20 protein-coding genes are annotated in these 22,691 nt (G+C 43.4%); 13 read left to right on the top strand and 7 right to left on the bottom strand.

Features of this window, described 5'->3' with window-relative positions; genetic code table 11:
- Positions 1–11: 11 nt before the first annotated feature.
- The 5 genes from ABDW02_RS10870 to ABDW02_RS10850 form a co-directional block, all read right to left on the bottom strand.
- The gene (locus tag ABDW02_RS10870) at positions 12–1,241 is read right to left on the bottom strand and encodes a serine hydrolase (RefSeq protein ID WP_343634581.1); all 1,230 of its coding nucleotides are present in this window, start codon (positions 1,239–1,241) and stop codon (positions 12–14) included.
- Between the two features lie 2 nt (positions 1,242–1,243).
- Positions 1,244–1,942 carry a lipoyl(octanoyl) transferase LipB gene (gene lipB, locus ABDW02_RS10865; RefSeq protein ID WP_343634580.1) on the bottom strand — a complete coding sequence of 233 codons (699 nt, stop codon included), beginning with the start codon at positions 1,940–1,942 and terminating at the stop codon, positions 1,244–1,246.
- A 96-nt stretch (positions 1,943–2,038) separates the two neighbouring features.
- Complete coding sequence (locus ABDW02_RS10860) at positions 2,039–3,706, bottom strand: MBOAT family O-acyltransferase (RefSeq protein ID WP_343634579.1); 1,668 nt, start codon at positions 3,704–3,706, stop codon at positions 2,039–2,041.
- Between the two features lie 21 nt (positions 3,707–3,727).
- Complete coding sequence (locus ABDW02_RS10855; RefSeq protein ID WP_343634578.1) at positions 3,728–5,047, bottom strand: GDSL-type esterase/lipase family protein; 1,320 nt, start codon at positions 5,045–5,047, stop codon at positions 3,728–3,730.
- 34 nt (positions 5,048–5,081) lie between these two features.
- Positions 5,082–6,557, bottom strand: coding sequence for a hypothetical protein (locus ABDW02_RS10850; RefSeq protein ID WP_343634577.1), 1,476 nt, complete (start codon positions 6,555–6,557; stop codon positions 5,082–5,084).
- A gap of 177 nt (positions 6,558–6,734) precedes the next feature.
- On the opposite strand from ABDW02_RS10850, the gene ABDW02_RS10845 reads away from it, so the two are divergent.
- Positions 6,735–8,693, top strand: coding sequence for a thioredoxin domain-containing protein (locus tag ABDW02_RS10845; RefSeq protein WP_343634576.1), 1,959 nt, complete (start codon positions 6,735–6,737; stop codon positions 8,691–8,693).
- Positions 8,694–8,751: 58 nt separating this feature from the next.
- On the opposite strand, the gene msrA is transcribed toward ABDW02_RS10845, so the two are convergent.
- Complete coding sequence (gene msrA, locus ABDW02_RS10840; protein ID WP_343634575.1) at positions 8,752–9,405, bottom strand: peptide-methionine (S)-S-oxide reductase MsrA; 654 nt, start codon at positions 9,403–9,405, stop codon at positions 8,752–8,754.
- 188 nt (positions 9,406–9,593) lie between these two features.
- Here msrA and ABDW02_RS10835 point away from each other — a divergent pair, with 188 nt between their 5' ends.
- The 7 genes from ABDW02_RS10835 (at position 9,594) to ABDW02_RS10805 (ending at position 16,283) form a co-directional block, all read left to right on the top strand.
- Positions 9,594–11,804, top strand: coding sequence for a peptidylprolyl isomerase (locus ABDW02_RS10835; RefSeq protein WP_343634574.1), 2,211 nt, complete (start codon positions 9,594–9,596; stop codon positions 11,802–11,804).
- An 87-nt stretch (positions 11,805–11,891) separates the two neighbouring features.
- Entirely contained in the window at positions 11,892–12,494 is a 603-nt protein-coding gene (locus tag ABDW02_RS10830; protein ID WP_343634573.1) for a hypothetical protein, read from the top strand.
- Positions 12,495–12,501: 7 nt separating this feature from the next.
- Positions 12,502–13,140 (top strand): hypothetical protein, encoded by a 639-nt coding sequence (locus ABDW02_RS10825; protein ID WP_343634572.1) that lies wholly within the window; start codon positions 12,502–12,504, stop codon positions 13,138–13,140.
- A 6-nt stretch (positions 13,141–13,146) separates the two neighbouring features.
- The gene (locus tag ABDW02_RS10820) at positions 13,147–13,803 is read left to right on the top strand and encodes a hypothetical protein (protein ID WP_343634571.1); all 657 of its coding nucleotides are present in this window, start codon (positions 13,147–13,149) and stop codon (positions 13,801–13,803) included.
- Positions 13,804–13,935: 132 nt separating this feature from the next.
- On the top strand, positions 13,936–14,982 hold the full coding sequence (locus ABDW02_RS10815) for a glycoside hydrolase family 16 protein (RefSeq protein WP_343634570.1): 1,047 nt from the start codon (positions 13,936–13,938) through the stop codon (positions 14,980–14,982).
- Between the two features lie 24 nt (positions 14,983–15,006).
- A complete protein-coding gene (locus tag ABDW02_RS10810) occupies positions 15,007–15,645 on the top strand; it encodes a hypothetical protein (RefSeq protein ID WP_343634569.1) in 639 nt (212 codons plus the stop codon).
- A 35-nt stretch (positions 15,646–15,680) separates the two neighbouring features.
- Positions 15,681–16,283, top strand: coding sequence for a hypothetical protein (locus tag ABDW02_RS10805; RefSeq protein ID WP_343634568.1), 603 nt, complete (start codon positions 15,681–15,683; stop codon positions 16,281–16,283).
- Positions 16,284–16,345: 62 nt separating this feature from the next.
- On the opposite strand, the gene ABDW02_RS10800 is transcribed toward ABDW02_RS10805, so the two are convergent.
- The gene (locus tag ABDW02_RS10800; RefSeq protein WP_343634567.1) at positions 16,346–17,485 is read right to left on the bottom strand and encodes a peptidylprolyl isomerase; all 1,140 of its coding nucleotides are present in this window, start codon (positions 17,483–17,485) and stop codon (positions 16,346–16,348) included.
- A gap of 214 nt (positions 17,486–17,699) precedes the next feature.
- Here ABDW02_RS10800 and ABDW02_RS10795 point away from each other — a divergent pair, with 214 nt between their 5' ends.
- The 5 genes from ABDW02_RS10795 (at position 17,700) to ABDW02_RS10775 (ending at position 22,641) form a co-directional block, all read left to right on the top strand.
- Positions 17,700–19,097 (top strand): MBL fold metallo-hydrolase, encoded by a 1,398-nt coding sequence (locus ABDW02_RS10795; RefSeq protein WP_343634566.1) that lies wholly within the window; start codon positions 17,700–17,702, stop codon positions 19,095–19,097.
- A gap of 73 nt (positions 19,098–19,170) precedes the next feature.
- Positions 19,171–19,359, top strand: a complete 189-nt coding sequence (locus ABDW02_RS10790) for a hypothetical protein (protein ID WP_343634565.1) — start codon at positions 19,171–19,173, stop codon at positions 19,357–19,359.
- A 2-nt stretch (positions 19,360–19,361) separates the two neighbouring features.
- Entirely contained in the window at positions 19,362–19,643 is a 282-nt protein-coding gene (locus ABDW02_RS10785; RefSeq protein ID WP_343634564.1) for a virulence protein, read from the top strand.
- Positions 19,644–19,752: 109 nt separating this feature from the next.
- Positions 19,753–21,291: a glycine--tRNA ligase gene (locus ABDW02_RS10780; RefSeq protein ID WP_343634563.1), complete on the top strand. Its 1,539-nt coding sequence runs from the start codon at positions 19,753–19,755 to the stop codon at positions 21,289–21,291.
- A gap of 147 nt (positions 21,292–21,438) precedes the next feature.
- Complete coding sequence (locus ABDW02_RS10775) at positions 21,439–22,641, top strand: S8 family serine peptidase (RefSeq protein ID WP_343634562.1); 1,203 nt, start codon at positions 21,439–21,441, stop codon at positions 22,639–22,641.
- Positions 22,642–22,691: the final 50 nt, after the last annotated feature.

The following is a 22,691-nucleotide window of genomic DNA, read 5'->3' as shown; positions in this document are numbered from 1 at the left end:
CATGAAAGTAATCATTTGTTTGCAGCCGCTATGCTTCTTCCCATGCGGATGTATTCGAACAAGTCGGACGGATGGCCGATTTTCTCCCGGTTTGCCTGTGTATTTTCGGTTTCCAGGATTTTCGGATCTGTATCCGGCGCGCGTTTATGCCCGGTACGTACCACGATGAGTTGTTCATCCGGGATAGCAATGATGTACTGGCCCTTGATTCCGCGGCAGTAATAAACCGGGTGCCCGTTACTGATGTAGGTCCAGATATGCAATCCGTAGCGTGTATTCGGAACACCTTCTTCCGTTGACATGACCGGGTTTTTAACCATTTCATCAAAATAGGAAGCAGGAATTACCTGTTTGTCGTTCCATTTTCCATGATTGGCCAATACTTTCCCGATGCGTGCAAAGTCGCGGGTGGTGCTGTACAAACAGCAGAATGCTTTTTCGTCCCCGCTTTTCTTGTCCAGACTCCAGAATGCATCCGATTCGGCGCCCATAGGCTGCCATAATTTCTCGGAAGCATATTGTGCCAGGTCTTTTCCGGTTGCTTTTTCAAGAATAAAAGCAAGCAGTTGGGAATTCCCGCTTTGGTAGATGAATTCTTTTCCCGGAGCACGTTCCACATGCTGACGCGTAACCAATCCTCTCAGATCCCAGCCGTAATAAGATTCGGCATTTTCCGACAAGGGATTCTTCCCGCTTTCCGTCCAGTCGAGTCCCGAGGCCATGGCAAGCAGGTGACGAATGGTGATTTTTTCTTTCCCTTTCCCTGTAAACTCCGGAATATATTGATAAACCGGTTCGTCGAGGCTTTTGATAGCGCCTTCTTCGTGCGCGATTCCGATCAGGATACTCACCACCGTTTTTGCGGCAGAAAAGGAATTGGAAACCGTTTCCGGATGGTGTTCATCCCAATAATGCTCGTAAATAACCTGATTATTTTTCACGACCAGGAACGAAGAGGTCATCCACGTATCCATATATTTCAGGTCTTCTTTGCCGAGTGGTTCGCCTTTCACCAGATCGAACTTCCAGGGTTCGCTTTTTTTCGGAGCTTTTACCGTTGCGTTGTAGAATTTATTCAGGTCGTAGATCGTGGGCGAAGTTTCTCCCTGCAAATAAGTGTAGTAAATGCCTTTGTAGAGGTAAAAACGGCCGCTTAGAAGAATGAAAATATTGACAGATAAAAAGAGGATTAAGACAAACCAGCCGATTCGTTTTAACCATTTGAGCAAGGTGCGTTTCATGACTATTGTGCGTAAGTGAATCCGAATTGGGAGGCTAGTTTTTCCTTTAAGAGGTCTTTTACTTCCTGCATATCAACAGCTCTACCAAGTTCCTGTTGCAAGGAAGTTACAGATTTATCTTCAATTCCGCAAGGCACAATGTGAGAAAAATAAGAAAGATTGGAATTGATATTGAAACCGATCCCGTGCATGGTCACCCAGCGCGATGATTTAACGCCCATAGCACAGATCTTTCGGGCAGTAGGCAATTCCGGATCGATCCAAACGCCGGTGAATCCCTGTGAACGTTCTCCCTTGATTCCGTAATGTGCCAGCACCTGGATAACGGCTTCTTCCAGGTAACGCATGTATTTGTGGATATCCGTGAAGAAATAATCGAGGTCTAAAAGCGGGTAAGCCACCAATTGTCCGGGTCCGTGATACGTAATATCGCCCCCGCGATTGATCTTATAGAATTTGGCGTCGTGCTCTTCCAGGCCGGTTTCGTTCAAGAGTAAATGGTCTTCCGTACCGCTTTTCCCTAAAGTAAACACATGCGGATGCTCGCAAAACAACAGGTGATTTTTGGTTTCTTCCGTGCTGGTTTCGTTCCTGCGCTCGATTTTCAAAGCAATGGTTTCACCGAAAAGCTTTTCCTGATAATCCCAGGCCTCCTGGTAATCAATTAGCCCCAAATCCTGAAAGTGAACCTCTGGTAACATGCTCAAAAGTTTAAAATGTTCAATTGTTCAAAGTTCAAACCGAAAGGGAATAAGTTTTTGAACCTTTTCAACTCTTTGAACCCTTTTGAACTTGTTTTAGAACTCCAAATATACGAAAGGTTGGAAGGAATTGGAAGCGGCCTGGTACAAGATCACTACGAAAATAGCAATGATTAACATTTGTACGGCGTAATGCGTTTTTATGAACGCTCCCACCATAAAATCTTTCCATCTCTGAGGCATCCAGTGCAGGAAGAATCCAAGCAGCATAATCAGCAATGCCGGATAATACGTATTGATCAGCGTCTGGAAAGTTTCGCCCTTATAATCGAAATGATTGAAAATACGGTCCAGCATTTTGGTCGGAGCTCCTTCTGTTTTCAAGCGGAACCAGATCCTTGTAAATGTAATGAAGTTGAAAGTCAGCAGGATCTTCCAAAAATGCACGATCCACCACGAACTCTTTTCGTAAGGCGAAACCTTTTTCCAGTGATTGTAAATCACCAGCGCCATTCCGTTCATAGCTCCCCAGATCACGAAGTTTTGCGAAGCTCCGTGCCACAATCCGCCGAGAATCATGGTAATTAGCAGGTTCAAATCACGGTACATGAAGGTTTTCACTTTCGGACTGATCAGGATCGCAATTCCGTATAAGCTCATTAAACCGACATATACAAAGATCAGCTCAAACCAGCCGGTAATGAAGATCAGGAAAACGAAAATGACAATGATCGCGATGAACGTTCCGACAGTTCCCTTTTTGTTTCCTCCAAGCGGAATGTATAAGTAATCGCGCAGCCAGGAACCCAGTGATTTGTGCCACCTTCTCCAGAAATCCGCAACACTGTTTGCTTTGTACGGAGAGTTGAAGTTCGGAAGTAATTCGAAGCCCATCAGTTTGGAAATCCCGATCGCGATATCCGTGTACCCGGAGAAATCGCCATAGATCTGCAGGGAATATCCCCACATGGCAATCACGCTCCAATATCCGGGGTAAGTTTCCGGGTTGTCTACAATCGCATTGATAAAGTGTGTTGCAATGAAATCTGCCAGTACGATCTTTTTAAACAATCCTTTCATGATCAGGAAAACCGCTGCGCTGAATTCCGGTTGGCTCAGTTTGAATTTCTGATAGATCTGCGGAATGAAATCGCGTGCACGAACGATCGGTCCCATGAGCACGTGTGGGAAGTAGGTCACATAAAACGCGTAATCCCAGAAGTTTCTCACCGGCTTGATTTCCTCGCGATAAATGTCCACGACATAGCTGATCGACTGGAACGTAAAGAAACTCACACCAGCCGGCATCAAGATCATCGTTTCAAAAGTTCCTTCCCCGAAAAATCCATTTCCCCACTGGGCAAACTGGTTGAAGATCTCGTAATCGGTGTGGAACATCTTGTTGAAAGACTCCGTAAAGAAATGGGCATATTTGAAGTATCCCAGGAAGAATAAATTGAAAGTTGCGGAAAAAGCGATAATCCATTTACGTCCCAGTTTGTTTTCCACCCGGAAAATCCATTTTCCCAACAGGAAATTGACCACCACCGAAAGTGCCAGGAGCGTTACAAAAAAGCCGGAAGTTTTGAAATACAGGAATAAACTTGCCACCGTAATGAACATGCTTCGCACCAGCTGGTGTTTGTGCAAAAAGCTGAACAGCACCATGAACGCCAGGAAAAAGATCCAGAAATCCAGCCGGTTAAATGCCAGGTCATCTGCTGACATGTGCGTAAAACTAAAAATGCGGTGCAATGATTCCATAAAGGGTTTTAAAGTATAGTTTTAATTGATGTATTTTCTGTTTTCCATTTGCTGCAGCCACTTTTCAAAAGCGTCTATGAACAGATCGCCTTTCAGGTGGTAACCGGGTGCTGTAAAGTGAACCAAATCTCCACGCATCAGCCCCTGAGCTTTCCAAATCCTGGAAGAGCCCAATTCACCCATAATTCCGTAAAAATCCCAAACGGGACACTGGTATTTCCGGGCTAACTCGATGATTACTTCTCGCTGGCGGGCAACATTTTTGTTGAGGTATTTCTTTCGGTAACCGGCATCATTCGGAACAGTGAGCAAAATGGCACATTCGGGGTTTGCCGCCAGTACTTTGAGCATCATGGCTTCCAGGTTGTTCCTGTAGGTTTCCGGGTTGAAGGAAGCGTAAGGAACATTCGCGTCATTCGTTCCAACGGAAAATGCAAAGAAATCCGGTGGTGATTCTTTCAATTGTTCTTCAAAATCTTTATTCGCCAGGTAGGTGTATAATCCGGCACCGTTGATCCCGATGGCGGTGTAGGAAACCCCCGGAAAAGCATTGCTCAGCTGAAAGGCATTTAACTGTAAATGATACGGGCCTGCAATCAACCGGGTGAACTGAACATTGAAAGTATCTATGGGATCTGTAAAGACCGTTTCCGTATATCCCAGCGTTTCGTTGCGGAATTTGTTCACGATCAGGATTTCATCCGGCCCGAAATTCAACTCATACGGGAAAACACCCTTGTTGTGATAGATCCGCAATCTCGTAAACCCGGGCTTGACGTCCGTTTTGTCGTAATTAAACCGGACTTCCACAATCGAATCTGCTGTTTCAACCACGGCTCCCATCAATCCGAACTCAATTCCTTCCGGGCGATTGAAGTTTACACTCCGGTAGGTGATCCAGTGATTTTTGGAATGGAACTCGTAATTCCAGGGATTATTGGTGTGTGCCAGGTCGAAAGGAAAGACCAATCCGCGCTCTCCGGGAACTCCCGGCCAATGCGTTTGTAAGTAAGTGCGGATATCGTGTGTGTATACATCTGCCTGCAAATGCGATCCGCCGATGTGGTAGAAATTCAGTTTGCAGTTCCTGCGGGTAACCATGTTCCTGAAATCCTGGAAAAGGCGCTCCCAATTGGCACTTTGCGGACTGTAAAACCGGAAACAGTTGTTTTCGAAATGGATAAAGGGATATTGGCGTTTCAGGTTCGTGTCCAGGTGATGAAAAAGCGGATAAGTGTAAGTGTCGAGCGGCGTTTTTTCGCGCAGGGTTACCACCTGTGACTGTCCCGTACAGGCAATCAATGAGGCAATAATCAATGCGGTGTAAAAACTAAACTTCATCCAATATTTCATTTGAGCAACGAACATGCCGTTTTTAGTTAGCTCCTTGTTTCCATTTGACATATTCCGCTGCAAAAGCATCGAAGAAAAGCTGCGAGGCAATACTTGCTCCCCGGTTCGTGAAGTGGATGTAATCATTCCCGGCAAGGCCTTTTTCCACCCAACTCGGCATGGAATTTTCGCCACCCATCGCACTGAATAAGTCCCAATAACAAGCACCCACTTCTTTGGATACTTTGGTCATTTCCTGCACCAGGAACGGAAGCATTTTATACGTTACACGGCCGTTTGCAGATTGCATGGACATATCACTTGGCCCGATTACAATAATAGAGGCAGACGGACGCAATTTTTTCACGGTATACAATTGTCCCTTAAACTGCTTGGCATAACGTCGAACCGATGATGAATCGCTCATATAAGGAACGCCGTTTCCTCCGAATTGCATGATCACCATTTCCACATTCAGGTCTGCGTACATTTTGGATGCGGTGTTGTGATCGATCTTTCCGAAAAATGTTCCGCTGGAACCACGCATCCCGATGTTATCCACAAATACTCCGTAATCACTTTCCAGGGAAAACCCGATGATTGTAGGACTGACGGTTGCAGAGAATTCGTAACGCAATTTTCCGGGCGTTGAAGGGAATTCCAGTGAAAGCACGTGGTATTTCCCATCGTTTTCCAAACTGTCTTCATGGATCAGGTTGGTTCCGTTATAAACTTTAATTTTACAAGGTTTCAGACAGCTTGTATAGAACATTTTTGCGTGGTTGTATGTTCTTGCGCGGGAATAAGCCGTTTTTGTCGGTTCTATCTCGATGAATGCTTCTTTAACAGTGGTTGAAAGCGCCATTTGTGCACTGTCCATTTCAGGTGTAAAACGGGCTGCTGTATTCATAGAACCATACTTCCTGGATTTCAGGCTGGCACCTCCGAAAGCCGTATAACGGGTAAAATTGGGTGAGCAGGTTTGTTTGAAAGTAATGGTATTGTATTCGTTCTTGGCAGGAATCGTTCCCGGCCCGAATCCGCCGAACTGTGACTGTAAACGTTGACGAATGTACGAGGTCATGCGGTCGCCTTCAATTTGCGAATCCCCGTAATGCAGAATGCGCACTTTTTTTCCTTTTGCGGCACCATCCAGTTTTTCGAAGAATGCGTGAAGTTCTTTTTGGCCTTTTTCGTTGAATTGCAGGCTTGTGGCAGCTTCAGCAGATAATGTTCCGCCGGCAGGTGCGCCCATTTTTCCATCCGATTCGAAGGTGTTCTTAATTGTAGTGTCCGCAGAAACATTTTCGATGTTCACCGTATCGACCTTCACGATATTGGTGATATCCTTCTTTTCAACCGGTTTCGGAGGTGTCAACGCATCATTGAATGTGAGGAACTGGATCTCCGTTCCGAAAAGATCGATTTTATCTCCTTTTACCAAAAAACTGATGCCCGTTAACAATGCCAGGATTCCGGCAAGGTAAAAAAGGACATGAAAAGGTTGTAATTGCTTCACTTCCGTTAAAATTGAGCTACAAAATTAATCCAATTAAGCAAAAGACAAATGTTTGTTTATTATCTGCCCGGATTTGGGGATTATTTGAGGGTTTCTGTGTTTAAAAATACGGATAGACATGTGTCTATTTAGATAGTGATGGTGCGGTTTTTAGATCGACTTTCGTACCTTTAATCCATGGAACAATACACAAATGAACTCATTCACGAAAGTAGTCTTTACCTGCAGCAGCACGCTCACAACCCTGTAAATTGGGTTCCCTGGTCGAAGGAAGCTTTTGAAAAAGCAGAAAAAGAAGGGAAACTGGTACTGGTTTCCGTTGGTTATTCTGCCTGTCACTGGTGCCACGTGATGGAACACGAATGCTTCGAAGATGAAGAAGTGGCTGCATTGATGAACAAGCATTTTGTGTGTATCAAGGTCGACCGGGAAGAACGCCCGGATGTGGACCAGGTTTACATGACTGCAGTGCAATTAATGACACAGCGAGGTGGATGGCCCCTGAATTGTTTCACCATTCCCAACGGACAACCGATTTACGGCGGAACTTATTTTCCGAAGGAACAATGGATGCACGTTTTGAAATCGCTGAACCATACCTATACTGCCGAACCCGCAAAAGTGCTGGAATATGCCAGAGAACTGGCAGACGGTGTGCAGCAATCGGATTTGATTGCAGTAGCCGAACCAGTGAAACCTTTCCCGGAAAATAAGTTGTGGGAACTGGTTCGCAGGTGGCAGCCACGTATGGACATGGTAGAAGGAGGCCCGACGATCGCACCGAAATTTCCGCTTCCGAGCAACCTGGAATTCCTGTTGCACTATGGCGCTTTCACGAAAAATGAAGAAGTTCAGAAATACGTAAACCTGACCTTGCGCAAAATGGCCCTGGGTGGCATTTACGACCAGGTTGGCGGTGGTTTTTCGCGATATTCAGTTGATTTGTTGTGGAAAATCCCGCATTTTGAAAAGATGCTTTACGACAACGGACAGTTGATGAGCGTGTATGCACAGGCGTATACGCAAACGCAAAATCCGGAATACAAACGGGTTTTGGACCAGACGCTCGGGTGGCTGGAGCGCGAAATGCAAAGCGAAGAAGGAGGGTTGTTTGCCGCCCAGGACGCCGATTCGGAAGGAGTAGAAGGGAAATACTATGTCTGGACGAAGGAAGAAATTGAAGCAGCATTGGGTGAAGAAGCTTCCTGGTTCTGGAAATTTTACAACCCGGGAAATAAAGGATATTGGGAACACCAGCAATGGGTGCTGGTTAGAAATGAAACCTGGGAAGAGTTTTGTAAAAACAACCCGGAGATCGATCCGGCAAAGATTCGTTCGCAACTCGACACCTTATTGCATATTCGCAAAAAGCGCATTGCGCCGGTTACCGATACCAAATGTTTGACAGCCTGGAATGCTTTGACATTAACAGGTTTACTGGAAGCATTTAAAGCAACGGAAGACCATGCGTACCTGAAACTGGGGTTGCAAATTGCTAAATGGATTCGTAAATACCAGGCGACTGAAGATTTTCAATTATTCCATACGCGTCAAAACGGGCGTTCGTTCATCACCGGATTTTTGGATGATTATGCAACAACCATTCAGGCATTTCTGACGCTTTACCAGCTGACTGCCGACGAAGAAGATCTGGAATTTGCCCAACAATTGTGCAAATACACACTGAACCACTTCTACGATGAGGTTTCGGGGATGTTCTATTTCACGGCCGATGACCACGATCTGATCGCACGGAAAATGGAAATCAATGACAATGTAATTCCGGCAACGAACAGCATCATGGCAAATAATCTGCTCACGCTTTCCCTGCTGACAGACAACCTGGATTACGAAGCAAAATCGAAACAAATGCTTCAAAACGTGATTGATGGCATGGAGCAATACGGTTCCGGGTATTCCAATTGGGCGTTGCTATTGCTGCGTTTCCAGCAGGAAGTGCGTTTACTGACTATTCCAAAAACCGCCGACTGGAATTTGTTCCGGAAACAAAGCTCCCCGTTTTTACTGGTGCGCTATACCGATGATGCAGAAGCAACGGTCTGCGCTGCCGGTTTGTGCTCCATCCCGATGGTGCATGTAAGAGAAGTGGAAGATTATTTGGAGAATTTGAATTGAAAAGAAAAATCATATCGATCTGTGGGCATGCGATTAATCGCATGCCCACAGGGTTTGATTATTTTTTTTCTTCTTTCAACATTTCCGGGGCCTTGATCTTGAACTGCTCCAGTCTCGGCTGTGAAACAGCTTGAACATACCCGTTATTCGGGTTGCGGCACTCAAAATTCTGATGGTATTCCTCCGCTTTGTAGAAGGCGGTGTATTTCACTACTTCTGTTGTGATTCTAGGGAATTTCTTCTCTTTCAGTAATTCATCAATATAAGCTTTTGCATGATCGCGCTCATAATTGGTTTGATAGAAAATAGCCGAGCGGTATTGTGTTCCCGCATCCGGGCCCTGGCGGTTCAAAGTGGTAGGATCGTGGGAATCATAAAAGACTTTCAATAAATCATCGTAGGAAATAACGGTAGAATCGTAATAGATTTTCACGGTTTCCGCATGTCCGGTTGTGCCGGTACACACTTGCTCATACGTTGGGTTTGCTACATGTCCTCCGGAATACCCGCTTTCCACTTCGGCAACACCTTTTACCGATTCATAAATGGCTTCCACGCACCAAAAACAGCCGCTTCCGAAGTAAGCTACCTGGTATTTGGATAATTCGCTGCTTGTTTTCGGACTTTTGACAGCTTCGGGTGTTTTTGTTTTCTGACCGCAAGCACTTACGGATACAAGCGTAACAACTAAGGAAAAAATGAGGTGTTTCATGGATAATTTTTTTCAAGTTACGACAGAGTTTGGCTTGTGGTTTTATCCTTGCCGGATTTTAACCTTTATTAAACGTTTTAGTGCATCCGTTCAGACAAATAATTGAGGCAGAAACAACAAAAAAAAGTAGAAAGGTTTAAAAAGTCGGCTCAACTGATTATATTCGCACCCTTAAAAGAAAATATAGAATGGCAATCATCGGTAGAATCAGAAACATGCGTTACCTGCTTGTAGGTATCACAGGTTTAGCTCTTTTAACTTTTATCCTTACCGGATTATTTGATAAAATCGGCTCTTCAGTTGACAGAGGTACACTAGGTACAATCGACGGAAATGAGGTAGATACAGCAGTTTATTATTCCAAATTGCGTCAGTTTGAAATGTCTGACAGACAGCAGTTCCAGCAACAGCAAAAGGAATATACAGACAGAGACCAGGAGCAATCCGCTGACAAAGCATGGTCTGCTGCCGTAGATGAAATTATCTTAAAAGGCGAATACGAAGCGCTTGGTTTGGCGGTTTCTGAAAAAGAATTCACTTCTTTCCTTTACGGAGAAGAAGGATTTACCTTGTTGCCGGAAATTCAACAGGCATTTACAGATCCTGCTACCGGACAATTCAATGCTTCCCAATTGGAAAAATACATCCAGGACCAGGAGAAATCAACTGACCCGAATGCAATCGAAGGGTGGAAGAGAACGAAAGAAGCGATCCGCACGCAACGTATGCAGGAGAAATACTTCCAGTACCTGGGCCAGGGAGCTTATGTTACGAAATTGGAAGCTAAGAACGAATATTTGGCTAAGAACGAATCGAAGTCTGTTTCTTTTGTAATGGGTGCTTACCGCGATATTACAGATGATCAGATGAAGATTTCTGACAAAGAAGTTCGCGCATTCTACGAGAAAAACAAAGAAAAACCGAAATACCAGGTAATGGCAGGACGTGACGTGAAGTACTTCGATGTAACGATCGTTCCTTCCAAATCGGATTCCAATGCATTCAACAAGGAAATGACTGCGATCAAAAAGGCATTCGCAGCATCTACCAATGATTCCTTGTTTATTTTGGAAAAATCCGAATTGCCGAGAATGTATGCTTCCGGTCACATGATGACTTTCCGTCCGGAAGGAGATCCGAAAGCGCGCCAGGGAATGACTTACCCGGCTGCAATGGATACCGTATTCAAAACAGCGACAGTTGGTCAGATTGTAGGGCCATACAACGATAACGGAACAACCCGCATTGCGAAAGTGATGGATTTCAACTCCAACGTGATGAAAGTACGTCACATTTTGATCAGCGCTCAAAAAGGAGATACCAAGAAAATTGCTTCCGCTAAGAAATTGGCCGACAGTTTGGTGAAAGTGGTAAACGCTTCCAACTTCGAAGAATTCGTGAAAAAATATTCGGAAGATCCGGGATCGAAAGACAAAGGAGGAGTTTACGAAGATTTCATGGATTATGAAATGGTAACGCCATTCTCTGATTTCGCGAAGAGCAAACCGGTTGGAACAATCGGAGTGGTTCAAACGGATTTCGGATTCCACATCATGGAAGTGTTGGACAGAAAAAGCGATGCAAGATTCCCGGTATTGGCAGTTGTTCAAAAAACATTGTTGCCAACGGAACAAACAAAAATGGACCTGAAAGACAAAGCTTACAACTTGCTTTCCAAAATCGACCGTGAGTTGAGCAAGAAGCAGGATGTGACGGATAAAATCATTTTGTTCGATACCATCGCGCGCAGAGAAGGATATTACTCCAGACCGGCACGTATGTTTGACGAAGCTCCGAAAGTACAGGGATTCACTACGAAGATGGCTGCACAATCCATTTTGGAATTGGCTTACAACGACGAAGCAGAAGTAGGTGACTTGTGTTCAGCTCCTATCCAGGACGATAACCGTTTGATCATCGCGATCGTTTCTTCGATCCGTGAAAAAGGAGTTCCTGCATTGGTTGATACTTACGAAAGAATGCGAACAGATGCTTTGAATGAGAAAAAAGCAAACTACATTTTGAAGAAAATGGGATCTGTTACGAACCTGGAAGCATTGGCTAAGAAATTGAAAACAGAAGTAAAACAAGCGGAAGTAACCTTTGCATCTCCAAGTATCCAGGGAGGTGGTTACGAGCCGGAATTGGTCGGAGCATTGTTCTCCGGGAAGATCAAGGATAAAATGTCTTCCAAGGCATCCGTTGGTCAGTCGGGAGTATATGTATTCCGTGTAAACAAAACGGTAAAAGCTCCGGCAGCGAAAAACTACGATGCAGAGAAAATGCAGATGTTGAGCCAGATCAAAGGAAGCATCGCAAATGCATCCCGCCAGGCTTTACAGAAGAAATTGAACGTAATGGATAACCGAGCGCTTTTAGAAGCAGGAATTATCCGTTAAACGATCATTGATAGAGATTATGGAAGGTTGTGTCTTACGGGATACAACCTTTTTTGTTTTCCGGTATTATAGGATAAAAATCACCTCATGAAAATCGCTTTGTTTTTAGTTGTTCTTGTTCTTTCCTTTTTTTGCTCTGCACAAGAGAAGGAACAGCCTTTAAAAAACTTGTTCAACGAATATTATATTTCCGTTAATCACGGAATCGGTGATGGTTCTTTCGGAGGTGGTTTGGGGTTGAATCACGTTTTTCACCCCGATAAGATTGTTTCGTTCAGGACCGGATTGGATTTCCAGTATTTTAGTGAGATGTCCTATTCAGAACAACCTTCTCATTTTGGTTCTCCGTATGACTATTATTGTTCATATGTGGATTTGACGGTTCCAATTGTGATGAGGATTAACATCAAATGGGTGTTTATTGAGCTTGGTGGAAATCTGGCAGTAGGGATAGCAGGCCAAAAGAGAGGAGTTTTAAGTGATTATTCCCAACCATTATTGGAAACAACAACGAAAGATTCCTGGAATCCTGGATTTTCTGTAGGCCCGGTATTGGGAATCGGAGCTCGCATTCCAATGAATGAAAAACTGGATCTACTAATTCGTCCGGATGTGGGAGCAAGCATTTCTTTAGATCGCGAGTTCGGAAATCTGTATGGACGTTTGTGTGTGGGAATTCATTTGAAATAAACAGAATATGAAAAAGCTGCTTTTGATTGCATTTATGAGTTCCTGTATTTTAGGCTTCGCACAAAAGGAAAAACGCTCATTCAAAGACTATTTCAATGAGTTCCACATTTCAGTGAACCATGGGATTCCCTTTGGGGCGTATAACCGGACATTTTTTGGCGGGGGACTTGGAATGAGCCATGTTTTCCGGGCAGATAGAACAGTAGGAGCAAGAGCCGGGTTGGACCTGGACTTTTTTCATTTTTGGAATAATGGAGGATTCGATCATTTTTTGGAACAAACCATCATCAATCAACACCTTTATCTAACAAGTTTAAGCATTCCCATCAACCTCCGGATCAATTTGGGAGAAAAAAAGAACTTGCATCTGGAATTGGGTGGCAGGCTGGGGTTCAATCTTTATTCTTTTTATGAAGCCGATATACTCCATTCAGATTCCACTAACCAACCATACTTTGTGCACGAAAGACATCCGGGAGGGCCGGTTGGATTTGCATTTGCGGGAGTAAATTCAGGGCTTGGTTATCTTATTCAATGGAATGAAAAAATGGATTTCCTGATCAGACCAACATTTCAACTGAATATTTATGATCTGGATAGATTGCATATTTATACTCAGTTAAATCTGGGAATTCATTTGAAATAAACTATTATGAAGCAATCAAAATATCTGATCGCCATTTTTGCTGCAGCAATTAATTTTTTTTATCCTTCTTCTATGGTTTTTGCACAAACAAAGCTAAAAGATATTGCGGGATGGGAATTTCATGCTTCAGCAAACCTTCCTTTTAGAGGAGAAAGAACCTTTTTCGGAACAGGAATGGGTGTAAATATGCTAATTAAAGATACCGGTTTGGTAAGTTTCAAAACCGGGTTGGAGGTAAATTATTTCCATACCTGGGATAAATATCTGGATGCAGGGAATTTTACCAATCAAAGGAATGTGCATTATCAACATGCGCTTTTATCTATTCCGGCGATCGTTCGGTTTAACATAGGGAATGACTTCAAATTACTAGTGGAACTTGGCGGATATTTGGGAATAACGCTGGGAGGTGAAATGAGATCCGATTATTCTTTCTATGACCCGTTGAGTAATGCCAAGTTTAATGGAATTAAACACGAAAGTTATTTCCCGGGATTGGCATTTACACCTACACTGGGAATCGGGGGAAGATTTCCACTTTCAGAACGGATAGATTTGTTGTTAAAACCTGAGTGTGCCTTTGTGATGTATGAAGAAATCAAAGAGCGTTATTTTTATGCACGCCTTTGCGCCGGAATCCATCTGAAACCTAAGCGAAAATAGAGGTTTATGAATAGTTGTATTTAGAATGAAAAGGTTGGATGCTAAAGTATCCAACCTTTTTTGTTTTTTGCATTATCCCTTAAGGATTCGATAATTCGTTTTATCTTCATAAAATAGAATTAAACTGAAAGAATGAAACTGCTTAAACCGGTCAACTTATTGGTATTTACGGCTCTTTTAGCTGGAAAAAACACCTTTTCCCAATGTTTCGACGATACCTATGCCAAAATCACGAAGAAAGAAGTGATTTCCTGCAACGACCAGGAGTGGGTATTGGAATACGAAGACAACTTTGACGGAAAGGAATTGAAATCCAGGGAATGGATTCTTCCTTATCAGGGAGTTCTGGCGGGTTTTAATTTTGAGAAGGATGGTTCCAAAGTATGGTATGCGAATACGAATACGCATCCGAAAATTCCGCTTTCGAACAATATTGTTACCGAGAATGGGATCCTGAAGCTGATTGCACGCAAAGAAGCAACACCGATCCAGGGAAGCTATGTCGTGGACTGGTCGAAAAATCCTCCGGGAAGAGATTCCTCTTCGTTCCTGTATTCTTCTGCCTGGATTGAATCGCAGCGCATGTTTGGCTACGGGAAATACGAAGCGCGGATCAAAATTCCCAAAGGAAAAGGTCTGTGGCCCGCTTTCTGGCTGTTCAACGGGGAGAACGGAAAACACAACTATGAAATAGACATTTTCGAATTCTGGAACGAATACACTTGTGCCGGCAGGTATAAGAAAAGCCGTTTGTCGAAGAATCCGCATTTTACCATTCACGGTGACAGCATCAATCGCAGCAGTTCGCAATGTGCCGACGATATGTACCCATGTTACGGAAACTGGGGCAACTCCAAAACCGATTTCAGCGCTGATTACCACATTTATGCCGTGGAATGGGACTATTACAAGATCCTCTGGATGATCGACGGAGAGTTGGTGCATGCATTGTATCGCTATAATTCGAAGAATGGCGTGCCTACGGACTGTAACACGATCGTGGAAGGACAGCAATACAAAGTCAACGAATCCTGGCCGTTTACGGAACAAATGCAGGTGCGTTTCAACCTGGGAATCCAACACGGAAACAACAACGACCCGAATGCAAGCGATAATTTCCCGCAGGCTATGGAAGTGGATTATTTCCGTTATTACCGGAAGGGGCCTGGTAAAAAATAAGAGCTAACTAAATCCATCTAAATCATGAAAACCGCCTTAATCTTATTGATTCTAATTCCTTTCGCATCCCAAACGCAGGTTCCGGGTTTTGAGTTTCACGGCTCTGTGAATCAACCTTTGAGTGGGGAAAGGACGTTCTTCGGAGCAGGAGTTGGCGCGAACATTCTCTTTAGAGAAACCAAACGGGTCAACTTTAAAACGGGTATAGAAGGTAACTTTTTTCACACCTGGGAAGCCAATGCTTTTAAAGGAAAAAATGCCCATCATCAGTACGGCGTTATTTCTGTTCCGGCAATGGTCCGGTTTACTTTTGGAGAAAAGAGTAAACTGTTCGTAGAATCGGGAGTTTATTTGGGAATCGGTTACGGTGAAACCAGGACTGATTACTACACGTTCTACGGTTCGTACAGGTATGAAGATTATTTTCCCGGTTTGGTAATTACCCCGGCACTTGGTCTGGGAGGCAGGTTTTCGTTTTCAGAACGTATGGACCTCTTTTTGAAGCCTGAGTTTGCATTTACGGTTACTGAGTTTGATCCCTATCCCATTTCATTTGGAACATCGTATTTTTATGCCCGTTTTTGCGCAGGGATTCATTTGAAACCAAGACCCAAAAAGCCGGCAAAAAACGGAGTGATTAAAATTGAGCCGCTCCATCCGTAAAATCCGGTTTTAACTTCCATCTAAAAATTTAAATCATGAGAACATGCTTCATCATACTTATTTTCATTCCTTTTGGAACCCTGGCACAAAGAAACATTGGTTCTGAATTCCATCTTTCCGGGAATCATCCGCTGATTGAAGGCATCGGGGCCTCATTTTTTGGCGGAGGCATAGGAGGGAATGTCATTTTCCGGGATACAAATACCTTTGGTATTAAAACAGGAGTGGAAATCAATTACTTTCATACCTTGCGAGCTTCTCAGAATCTTTCGTATTACCATGGTGATAACCATTGCGTCTTTGTTACCATTCCGGCAATGATCCGGTTTTCCACGGGGAAGAAAAATAAGCGGTTTTTTGAAATGGGAGCATATGTTGGAATTGGTTCCGGTAAATCAGAAATGGGTAAATATTCCCAATTTGTACCCTATTCCTCCGGGGTCGTCTTTACACCTGCAATTAGTTTCGGGGGAAGAATTTCTCTTTCGGAACGGATTGATTTATTGCTGAGACCTGAATTAGGGTTGACGGTAACTGATTATCATGCGAGTGACCGGGTATTTGAAACCTGGTATAGTTATGCCCGTTTTTGTGCGGGAATCCATGTGAAACCAAAAAGAACGGATAAAATTAAATAAAACAAGTAGGGGTGTAAAATTTTACACCCCTACTTATTTTTTATATGCTTATTTTAAAGGAATTACTTCACTTCTTTTTTCATTGGGTCCGGACCTGGAATGATGTTCAATAACTCGATATCGAATACTAGATCCGAATAAGCCGGAATTGCTCCAGGTCTTCCCTGAGCTCCGTATGCTTTGAAATAAGGGATTACGAAAATTCCTCTTCCGCCTTTGCTTAAAATAGAGATCGCTTCGTCGTAACCTGCGATCATTTGTCCCACGTTGTGCGTGAAATCCAATGGCTGGTTGCGATCGCGGGAAGAATCGAATTTTGTTCCGTTTAAGAAAGTTCCTGTGTAATGCGTGGAAACCTGGTCGCCTTTTTTTGCTTTTTCACCGTTTCCTTCTTTTTGGATCACATACACCAACCCGGATTCAGTCTGTTGTGCAGCCGGGTATGTTTTGCGGATCTCGTTCAATAAATAAACGCGGTATTCTGCTTCCGACATGCCAGCAATTTTCGCTACACGTTCTTTTTCAAGAGCATCCAATTTTGCCTGTTCCGCTTTTTTCACTTCCTCTGCTGCTTTCGCTTTTGCATAAGCTGCTTTGAAAGCTTCCGTTGCGTTCCATGCCTTTGCTGCTTTCCCGTTGCGAATAATGATAACTTTCGTCATCACGTCGTTTTGTTCGATTTTATTCACCACATCCTGTCCTTCCACTACGTGACCGAAAACCGTGTGTTTTCCGTTCAACCACGGAGTTTCCTTGTGAGTAATGAAGAATTGGCTTCCGTTTGTAGCCGGTCCGCTGTTTGCCATGGAAAGGATTCCAGGCCCGCTGTGAGTCAGTTCGGGAGTTGTTTCATCGAAGAACTTGTATCCCGGTCCACCCATTCCTGTTCCCTGCGGATCTCCACCCTGGATCATGAAATCCTTGATCACGCGGTGAAATTTCAACCCGTCGTAGAATGGTTTGGTAATTTTAATGGAATCGAAAAGAGTCAGGTTCCCTTCAGCCAAACCAACAAAATTGGCAACGGTCATAGGGGTTTTCTCTTCCTCTAATTTTACAATGATGTTTCCTTTCGTGGTTACAAATGCGGCGTAAATACCAGGCTGTGCATCTTTTGGCAACTCAACTTTCTGAGCCAAAAGGGAAGTGGTAGTCATACATAAAAGCACCAAAGCTGAAATGTATTGAAATCCTTTTTTCATAGTTAATTATTTGGGTTTAAAAATAGCGCAATTTTGCGAACTGCATCCGAAAAATCAAAAATCAGTCCAAAACGAATGCAAAATTCAAATTGCAAAACATAAAAATGGGAATGCTAACTTTTGAATGCTGAATTCATCATTTTGAATTCTTATGAGCAAAGTCATTTTTTGCGTCGAAAAAATCCCGAAATTTGTTTTACAAAAATACACACACATGCGCGTAGAACAATTATACACCAAATGTTTAGCCGAAGCGGCATATTTCATTGAGAGCGAAGGAGAAATAGCAGTTATTGATCCGTTGAGAGAGGTTCAGCCTTACCTGGACCTGGCAAAAGAATGGAACGGATCGATCAAATACATCTTTGAAACGCATTTCCATGCGGATTTCGTTTCCGGGCACGTAGACCTTGCAAAACGCACGGGAGCACAGATCGTTTACGGTCCTACAGCAAAAACAAATTTCGAAAGCATTATCGCAGAAGATAACCAGGAATTTAAAATCGGGAAAGCAACAATTAAAGTATTGCATACTCCGGGCCACACGCCGGAATCGGTTACTTATTTACTGATCGATGAATCGGGGAAAGAAAAGGCGATCTTTACAGGAGATACGTTGTTCTTAGGTGATGTGGGCCGTCCTGACCTGGCAATTAAGGGAGATCTGACACAGAACGAACTGGCAGGAATGCTGTTTGATTCCCTGAGAAACCGCATCATGGTTTTACCGGATTCAATAACGGTTTATCCCGGACATGGAGCCGGAAGTTCCTGCGGAAAGAACATGAGTTCCGAAACAGTTGGAACGCTGGGCGAGCAAAAACAGACCAACTATGCGTTGCGTGCTGATATGACTCGTGACGAGTTCATCAAGGAAGTAACGGAAGGAATTTTGCCTCCGCCTCAGTATTTCCCGAAGAATGCTTTAATGAATAAGAACGGGTACGATTCGATTGACGAAGTGATCTCGAAAGGGAATACCGCATTGAGCGTAGCCGAAGTGAAAAGACTGATGGATGAAAACGTATTGGTACTGGATGTTCGCAACCAGGATGAATACATCAAAGGAGCAATTCCGAACAGCTTGTTTATCGGTTTGAACGGAACGTTTGCCATGTGGGTCGGAGCACTGATTGAAAACATCAACCAGCCGATTGTATTGGTTGTTCCGGAAGGAAAAGAAGAAGAAACAGTGACCCGTTTGGCGCGTGTCGGTTACGATAATTGTGTCGGATACCTGGAAGGCGGAATGAAAGCGTGGACAGAAGCCGGAGAACCGGTTGAAACGATCGAATCCGTAACAGCTGAAAGTATTGCAGATAGAATTGATTCATTGCCTATCCTGGATGTTCGCAAACCGGGAGAATACGAAGCGGAGCATTTGGAAAATGCAGAACATGTGGCTTTGGATTTCATGCTGGATGACCTGGGTGACCTGAAACCGAACAATCCGTATTACGTGCATTGTGCCGGAGGTTACCGTAGCGTGATCGCCATTTCGTTACTGAAGCAAAAAGGCTTCAAAAACCTGATCGATATTGCCGGCGGATTCGGGGCAATCAAAAAAGCTGGAATCCCGACAACGGATTTCGTTTGCAGTTCTAAAAAGTAACGTATCAACTGATTTATAACCTGTTTGAATCCAGATTTTTACGTAAATTTGAGAAAGGATTAAAAATTAAAAGATGAGCGAGGAAAAATTCACAGTAAAAGAAAAGGCAAAAGTGAGCCCTTTACTGAGTGGTTTGGAAGAATGGGTTGAAGGAGTCATCATTAAGATCTTTAAAAATCCGTTTTTAGGGGATGAAATCGCTATAAAAGATTCTCAGGGTAGAATATTTTTCGGAGAGAAGAAATACTTTAAGAAGAGTTAAGAGTGTTTGCTATCAGTTTTGACATGCTTATTTCCGATTTAAAGGAGCATTATAGAGATCCTTATAATAATGCTTACTATGAAATCGCGACTATTTTAGAAAAATATGATTTCTATCGTGGACAAGGAAGCGTTTATTTGTCAACCAAAAATGACATGGCAAATTTGCTGAGAGCGGTCAATGCGTTGAAAAATACACCTTGGTTTAAAAATTCAGTTCGGGACATCAGAGCTTTTAGGGTCGAAGATTGGTCTGATTTTACTTCATTTATCAAGGAAGATTAGTTTTCAAAGTCTTTAGAAAATATAGAAAGTAGGGGTGGAAAATTTTCCGCCCCTACTTTTTTTGAACCCATTGAACCTTCTTTGAACTATTCCATCTAAATTTGCGCCCATGGAACAGAAAGAAGATTTATTAAAGGAAGTTATTTCTCACGCGAAGGAATACGGATTCGTTTTCCCTTCATCTGAAATTTACGACGGTTTGGCTGCAACATATGATTACGGTCAGCTGGGCTCGGAATTGAAGAACAATATCAAACAGTACTGGTGGAAATCCATGGTACAGATGAATGATAATATCGTGGGAATTGACGCCGCAATCTTCATGCATCCTACCACCTGGAAAGCTTCCGGGCACGTGGATGCATTCAATGATCCGTTGATCGACAACAAAGATTCCAAAAAGAGATACCGCGCGGATGTATTGATCGAAGAGCATATCGAAAAGATCCGTCAAAAGATCACTAAGGAAGTGGATAAAGCTGCGAAGAAATTTGCAGAGGCTTTCGATGAAGCTCAGTTCCGCGCTACCAATCCGAATGTATTGCGCAACGAGGAAAAGATCAAAGAGATTGAAGACCGCATGCGTGTGACTTTGGAGAACAATGACCTGGAAGGAGTGAAAAAGCTGATCGAGGACCTGGAAATCGTTTGTCCGATCAGTGGCTCCAGAAACTGGACGGAAGTGCGTCAGTTCAACCTGATGTTCTCTACCGAATTGGGTTCTGTTGCAGGAGATGCTTCCACGATTTATTTACGTCCGGAAACGGCGCAGGGTATTTTCGTGAACTTCCTGAATGTTCAGAAAAGCGGCCGTATGAAAATTCCTTTCGGGATTGCACAGATCGGTAAAGCATTCAGAAATGAGATCGTTGCACGCCAGTTCATTTTCCGCATGCGAGAATTCGAACAAATGGAAATGCAGTTCTTTGTGCGTCCTGGAGAAGAAATGCAGTGGTACAACCATTGGAAGGAAGCACGTTTGAAATGGCACAAAGCGCTTGGATTGGGCGAACAGTATTACCGTGAGCACGATCACATTAAATTGGCCCATTACGCAAACGCGGCCAGCGATATCGAATTCGACTTCCCGATGGGATTCAAAGAATTGGAAGGAATTCACTCCCGTACGGATTTCGATTTGAAGCAACACGAGCAGTTCTCCGGAAAAAAAATGCAGTATTTCGACCCGGAATTGAACCAGAATTATGTTCCTTACGTGGTGGAAACGTCCGTAGGTTTGGACCGCATGTTCCTGGCTGTAATGAGCGCTTCCTACAAGAACGAAAAACTGGAAGATGGTTCCGAGCGCGTGGTATTGAGTTTACCTGCGCAACTGGCTCCGTATAAAGTGGCAATCATGCCATTGATCAAGAGAGACGGATTGCCGGAGATCGCAAGAGAGATCTTCGAGGATCTGCGTTTTGATTTCAACTGCCAATACGACGAAAAAGATACTCCCGGAAAACGTTACCGCCGCCAGGATGCGATCGGAACACCTTATTGTGTGATGGTCGATCACCAGACTCTGGAAGATAATACGGTGACAATCCGTGATCGTGATACGATGGAACAGGAGCGCATTGCAATCTCTGAATTAAGAGCAAAAATCGATGAGAAAGTAAGCTGGAGAAACTTACTGGCGAAGTAATATAAAAAAACAAAATTTGAAGGCCCTGACATTTGATGTTAGGGCTTTTTTGGTACTAGTTGGGAATCGGTTATTTTGATATATTTACCGTGTTGTTTTCCTCTTGGAATTCAGATGGAACTTAAACTTTAACTATTCACATCGCGTATGAAAAAACGTTATTTAATTACCTACAAAGACAAAGACTTAACTCTCCAAAAGATCAACACATTGTTTGGAACGAATAATTCGATTAAAGAGTTTTCAGCCGATACAATCATCAATGAGAGCAGCAATTATCACTTCCGGAACTTGGGAATTAGTTCTCATATGCTAAGTGAAAAGGATGTACAAGTCTTAAAAACTAATCCGAAGATCGCTTCTATTGAAGAGGATACCGGAACCACTTTTTCTGCTAACACTTCTGATACAAAACCAAAATTGCGTGCCGCATTATCTGACTCTTATTCCTGGAACATGCAGCTGATCAATGCGCCTAAGGCCTGGGCAAAGGGATATACGGGCACAGGGGTAAATGTTGCGATCCTTAGTACAGGGATTGCTAATCATCCGGAGCTTAATATCAAAGGCGGAATTTCCACCATACCCAACTGGAGCAGTTATATGGATGACCAAGGCCACGGGACACATTTAGCTGGTATTATTGCCGGTTTGGGTAAAAGTTCCAAAAGTATACGCGGGGTAGCCCCGGATGCATCCCTATATGCTGTGAAGGTATTAGAAAAGACTTCTGTTGGGGGAGCAGAAGGTAAAATGACATGGATAATAGCCGGCATGGATTGGTGTATTGGAAATGGAATAGATGTTATGTGCATGGGAGTTTCCAGTCAGATAAATCCGTCAGAAGCTTATTCCGTGGGAGTTAAGCAATGTCAGCAGGCAGATATTATGGTGGTTTGTGCCTCCGGAGATTCGTTTGGATATGGGGGGTTTTCATATGTCAACGCTCCCGCAAATTCAGGGATACTCGACACGCCACTTGCGAGTCCGATGGCAGTTGGAGCAATTGACAATACATCACAGGTTTCAGCTTTTTCTTCCAGGGGAGGAAAATCTGAAATACATTGGAATTACATATCAGTTGTTGCCCCTGGTGTAGATATCTACTCAACGTTTTTGAATAATGAATTTCGAATAATGTCAGGAACAGGAACAGCTTGTGCGCATGTTGCAGGACTTGTAGCTTTATTGAAACAAAAAAATAAGGAGATGCAACAAAGGAATGGGAAGCTGAACCCTTTGGTAATAAAATCACTGATCTGCTCGACAGCAAAAGGATTAGGTCAAGCCCCACTTCCGAATACACCCTACGGATATGGATTAATTGATTGCGATAAAGTGACAAATTAGATCATTAAAAAGGGCTGTTTCAATTGAAACAGCCCTTTTCTATTACTACT

This window comes from Fluviicola sp. (assembly GCF_039596395.1).
Classification (GTDB): domain Bacteria; phylum Bacteroidota; class Bacteroidia; order Flavobacteriales_D; family Crocinitomicaceae; genus Fluviicola.
Note: the sequence above shows the minus strand (reverse complement) of the source record. Positions and strands in the feature narration are given on the sequence as shown.